Raw genomic sequence first — 3,955 nt, forward strand, 5'->3', positions numbered from 1 at the left:
GGGGGATAGGTACTACGAGGTGGTTGTGAGGCTCAGCCTGGATTGATGGCAGAGGGAGGCAGCATTTTATTAGCTGAGGCAGACCGCTAAAGCTTACTCCGCTCGGCGACTTTAAAAGCATTATCAATGGGAATTTTTCTCTCTTGGTAGGTGGATGTAATGTCGTGGGCTGTGGAAGAGCTGAAGAAGCTGAGTGAGATCCAGCCGGAAATAGTAGAAAAAACATTGAAAGAAATCTCGAAGATAGACCCCGCCCTCTACAGGTCGCTGGTGATAGGGGCATACATTGATGAAAAAATAAGTCTGGGGAAGGCTGCGGAACTTTTAGGAGTAACCAGGATTGAACTGCAGCGCGAGTTTAGGGAGAGGGGCATTCCAGTCAGGACTCCTTCAAAGGAGGATGCAGTTGCAGAAGTTGAGGCGTTAAAGGCATGGAAAAAGAAGTAGTAGTTGACACAACCGTTCTTTCCAACTTCTCTCTGGTTGGAAGGCTCGACATCCTCAAAAGGCTTTTCATGGAGGAGCTCTGCACAACGGAAGATGTGCTTAAGGAGATAAGGAAGGGGATGGATAGAAAGGTTCTGCCCCAAACTGACTGGAGATGGATAAAGATTGTAGAGAGAGGAGCCGAGGTACACCTTTATTCAAAACTTTGTGAAAGATTTGGGAAGGGGGAAGCTTCTTGCCTTGCAATTGCTTTAAACCGCGGACTAAAGATGCTTACCGATGATATAGACGCAAGAAAGTTTGCCCAGCGCCATGGTATCCCGGTTTCAGGAACGGTTGGCGTTCTCGCCGCGGCGGTAGAAGAGGGAATTATAACCCTGGAAGAGGGAAACAAACTGATTTCCGAGATGATTGAAAAAGGATACTATTCACCAGTTGAAAACCTCGATGAAATCCTGGAGTAAAATAGGGTTTGACCTGCACAATAGTGAGGCTCCAGGCAGACCAGGGGGATGCACTGGTGAAGGCAATTGCCGCACTCAACGCCGGGAGGAAGCTGCTGAGTGGAGATGAAAACGCGGGGCTTGCGGGAGGAGAATTTTAGAAAAGAGATGACGGTGGATAAGTATTACGAGGTGATTGCGGGGGGCGAATACAAATTAGAACGTAGGGAACACTATTTACATATATTGATTCGACAACTATTGGCAAATAAAGCGCGGTTACTACAGAGTTTATACGGGTTATTTTTGTAGGCGGTCTTTCTAAAATCTACTCTTTTGGTGAGGATGACCTTATCGTTCCACAGGACTTCGTACAGAACTCTGATTCTACCAATCCTTATGCGGCAGGTATTCTTCTCCCCCTTGATTTTAGCGATGTCTAACAATTTAATTGGAGTCTTCCTTTGCAAAAGCAGTGCTTTCTTCAGCCTCTTCAGTAGAATATTTAGCTCAGTTTCTGTGACAGTGCTCAGCCTCAGGCTAATGCGCCCTCCGGGGTTGAATTGAGGAACCTCTCCATCAGGTCCTTGAGCAGGGAGATGCAAAAGTAGGTAAAGCCTCCCGCCACTATACCATCCAATATGCTGCCTGTATACACAGCCACAACAACCGCGATGCCTGCCCCACCCCAGTATTCAGGCGCCAGAGGGTCAGTACAAACTTCCATAACAATTCACCTATACCAAAGTCATCGTCTCGCTCATATTCTTCGGGGTAATGCAACACCTTGGCTCTTTTTTTACATTAATAGGTATTGTATATCTTAAATGTGGAAAAGTTTATAAATTTTTTCCTTCGAAAGTCTTAAGCGGACGGATAATATGGGAGCAGAGCCACTTTTCATAGCAGGGATTTCTTCAATGGGAGCAGCAGTCGCCTATTTAAATTACTTCAGGAAGTACGTCAGCAAAATAAATGAAAGGCTGCGCAACGAGGCTTTAACACACGCAGCCAAGACGTTCAAAAGAGCACAACAAGACGAAATAACCTTCACAGACCTGGAGGTGATATGCAGAAAACTTCGAAAAAGGAGGCACCTGATTGACGATGTGAAACACGGTGCAATGACACTCTTCCTCATTGGTATCTTTCTCTTCCTCGCCGGCTACATGTCGGCGCACCCCACAGCATACTTCATTTCCCTCACTCTTGCCACCTTTGCCCTGATACCGCTCCTGCTTTTCACAATTCGGATAATTTATGAAACTGAGAGAGAAATCTGAATGTGAAGGTAAGGCGATGCCTGCCGTGAGGAAGATGTGAGGGGGCTGGTAAAGGCAAACGCAAGAGCGGGAGTCACTCAACCTCCTTTAAAATATCTATCAAAAGCTCTTCTCTGATTCTGAACCCCTTTTCAACAAGCTCAAAGATGGAATTTTTGAAATCCTCCTTTGAGATTATCTCCTCTTCGTACAGCCTGGAAAGAATCCATATTGTGCCCCTGGGCGTTAGACCCAGAAGCTTTGCCATTCGCCTCACCTTTGCCTCGTCGATTAAAACCTCCTGAATTCCCTCGGCCAGGGCAAGAGAAATGGCGGCCTTCTCCCCATCTTCGATAGGCGCCTCCAGAAGCTGAGTAATCTCCACCTCCTTTACCACTATAAAGCCCCTTTTCACAAGCTCCTCAACGGCTATCGCATCGGGATGCCCGCCCTTCTTTCCGGCAACCACCACCTCTTCATACACCTCACCCGGGATTATTACGGAGTCGAACAGCTCCCTTAGGTGCTGGAGCCTGCCAATTTTAGAAAGAAAAATCAGGGGGGTGGAGTTACTTACCGCTGCCAATCTCTTTCCTCCTGAGGGGCTCTAAATCCTCCCTCAGAGCCTCCCTGTCGTAGTCGAAATACACCCCCTCCTTGGCAAGCACATCGATCATCTCCCAGAGGGATACGCCCGCCTTTCTGGCAGCCTTCCAGAGGGAGAGCCTGCCCTTTTTGTACTGCTCTATGGCATCCTCCAGAGATTTCCTTTCCACAGCCTCTTTGAGGAGCTTCCTTATAATCGCAGACTTGTCCACCTGCTCCTTCTTCGCCAGCTCTTCAATTTTTCTCGCCAGCTCCCTGGACGCGCGGGTTGTAAGGGTTACACTCATCGTCTCACCTTTCACTGTATCGTAAACATAACAATTGTATACGTTACTGCAAAAGGCAATAGCTGCTCAGCGCCGAGAGAAAAGCTGGAGGAGATGCAGGCAACCGCAGGGCTTGCGGAGGGAGAAGTTCGACATAGCAAAGGCGGTGGATGGATACTGTGAGATGGTTGCGGGGGTGAATACAAATTAGAACATAGGGAACTAATTATCTTCAAGACACTGAGACTTTATCTCTATATCGATTCGACAACTTATTGGCAAATAAAGCGCGGTTACTACAGAGTTCATGGGGCTATTTTTTGTAAACAGTCTTTCTAAAATCTACTCTTTTGATGAGGATGACCTTATCATTCCACAAGACTTCGTACAGGACTCTAATTTTACCAACCCTTATGCGGTAGGTATTCTTCTCTCCTTTAATTTTGGCAACATCTAGCAATTTTATTGGAATAGGGTCTCCCTTTAACAAAAGTAGTGCTTTTCTCAGTCTATCCTTATCCTTACTATCCAGTTTAGAGACAAACTTAAGAGCCTTCTTTTTAATATTCACCTGAAAGCTCATTTCATCAGAACCCTGAAGAGTTCCTCCTCCCCTACTATCTCATCCTCCTCCCTTATAGCTCTGATGTCCTCCTCGTCTGGCTCTTCTTCGGGTATAAGCTTGTCGATCAACTTCGCGTAAAGATTTGTAAGGATATCTAGATCTTGCCTGATCTTCTGGAGTTCCTTCAATTCGGCACTCATTGTCCCACCTTCTAATACTTGAATTTTTAACATTATATAAATCATTGGTTCAAATTTCATTGGCAGAATGTAACACCTACGCTGAGTATTGGCTGCGCAGTAGGGCTTGGGTGGTGACGTCAAATACCCGTGAGAAGCTGCTGGAGGAGATAAAGGCAAACGCAGG

At 46.4% G+C, this 3,955-nt stretch carries 9 protein-coding genes; 4 read left to right on the top strand and 5 right to left on the bottom strand.

From position 1 onward, the window contains the following. Window positions 1-159 precede the first annotated feature (159 nt). The 3 genes from ACXJJW_RS07510 to ACXJJW_RS07520 are packed head-to-tail and all read left to right on the top strand — an operon-like array spanning window position 160 to window position 1,051. Entirely contained in the window at window positions 160-447 is a 288-nt protein-coding gene (locus ACXJJW_RS07510; protein WP_456475120.1) for a UPF0175 family protein, read from the top strand. Continuing rightward, window positions 432-911, top strand: coding sequence for a PIN domain-containing protein (locus tag ACXJJW_RS07515; protein WP_456475121.1), 480 nt, complete (start codon window positions 432-434; stop codon window positions 909-911). The genes ACXJJW_RS07510 and ACXJJW_RS07515 overlap by 16 nt, the downstream gene beginning before the upstream one ends. Window positions 912-919: 8 nt before the next feature. Beyond that, window positions 920-1,051 (top strand): hypothetical protein, encoded by a 132-nt coding sequence (locus tag ACXJJW_RS07520; protein WP_456475122.1) that lies wholly within the window; start codon window positions 920-922, stop codon window positions 1,049-1,051. Window positions 1,052-1,425: 374 nt separating this feature from the next. Here the strand turns inward: ACXJJW_RS07520 and ACXJJW_RS07525 are convergent, their stop codons facing one another. Beyond that, window positions 1,426-1,617: a hypothetical protein gene (locus ACXJJW_RS07525; RefSeq protein WP_456475123.1), complete on the bottom strand. Its 192-nt coding sequence runs from the start codon at window positions 1,615-1,617 to the stop codon at window positions 1,426-1,428. A 154-nt stretch (window positions 1,618-1,771) separates the two neighbouring features. Here ACXJJW_RS07525 and ACXJJW_RS07530 point away from each other — a divergent pair, with 154 nt between their 5' ends. Beyond that, window positions 1,772-2,173, top strand: a complete 402-nt coding sequence (locus ACXJJW_RS07530) for a hypothetical protein (protein WP_456475124.1) — start codon at window positions 1,772-1,774, stop codon at window positions 2,171-2,173. 73 nt (window positions 2,174-2,246) lie between these two features. Here the strand turns inward: ACXJJW_RS07530 and ACXJJW_RS07535 are convergent, their stop codons facing one another. The 4 genes from ACXJJW_RS07535 to ACXJJW_RS07550 form a co-directional block, all read right to left on the bottom strand. Then, window positions 2,247-2,738 carry a PIN domain-containing protein gene (locus ACXJJW_RS07535; RefSeq protein ID WP_456475125.1) on the bottom strand — a complete coding sequence of 164 codons (492 nt, stop codon included), beginning with the start codon at window positions 2,736-2,738 and terminating at the stop codon, window positions 2,247-2,249. Next, window positions 2,722-3,045, bottom strand: coding sequence for a UPF0175 family protein (locus ACXJJW_RS07540; RefSeq protein ID WP_456475126.1), 324 nt, complete (start codon window positions 3,043-3,045; stop codon window positions 2,722-2,724). Before ACXJJW_RS07540 ends, ACXJJW_RS07535 begins: the two co-directional genes overlap by 17 nt. A gap of 292 nt (window positions 3,046-3,337) precedes the next feature. After that, complete coding sequence (locus tag ACXJJW_RS07545) at window positions 3,338-3,607, bottom strand: type II toxin-antitoxin system RelE family toxin (RefSeq protein WP_456475127.1); 270 nt, start codon at window positions 3,605-3,607, stop codon at window positions 3,338-3,340. Then, window positions 3,604-3,789 carry a hypothetical protein gene (locus ACXJJW_RS07550; protein WP_456475128.1) on the bottom strand — a complete coding sequence of 62 codons (186 nt, stop codon included), beginning with the start codon at window positions 3,787-3,789 and terminating at the stop codon, window positions 3,604-3,606. Before ACXJJW_RS07550 ends, ACXJJW_RS07545 begins: the two co-directional genes overlap by 4 nt. Between the last annotated feature and the right edge of the window lie 166 nt (window positions 3,790-3,955).

The sequence above is a fragment of the Candidatus Pyrohabitans sp. genome (assembly GCF_054014795.1).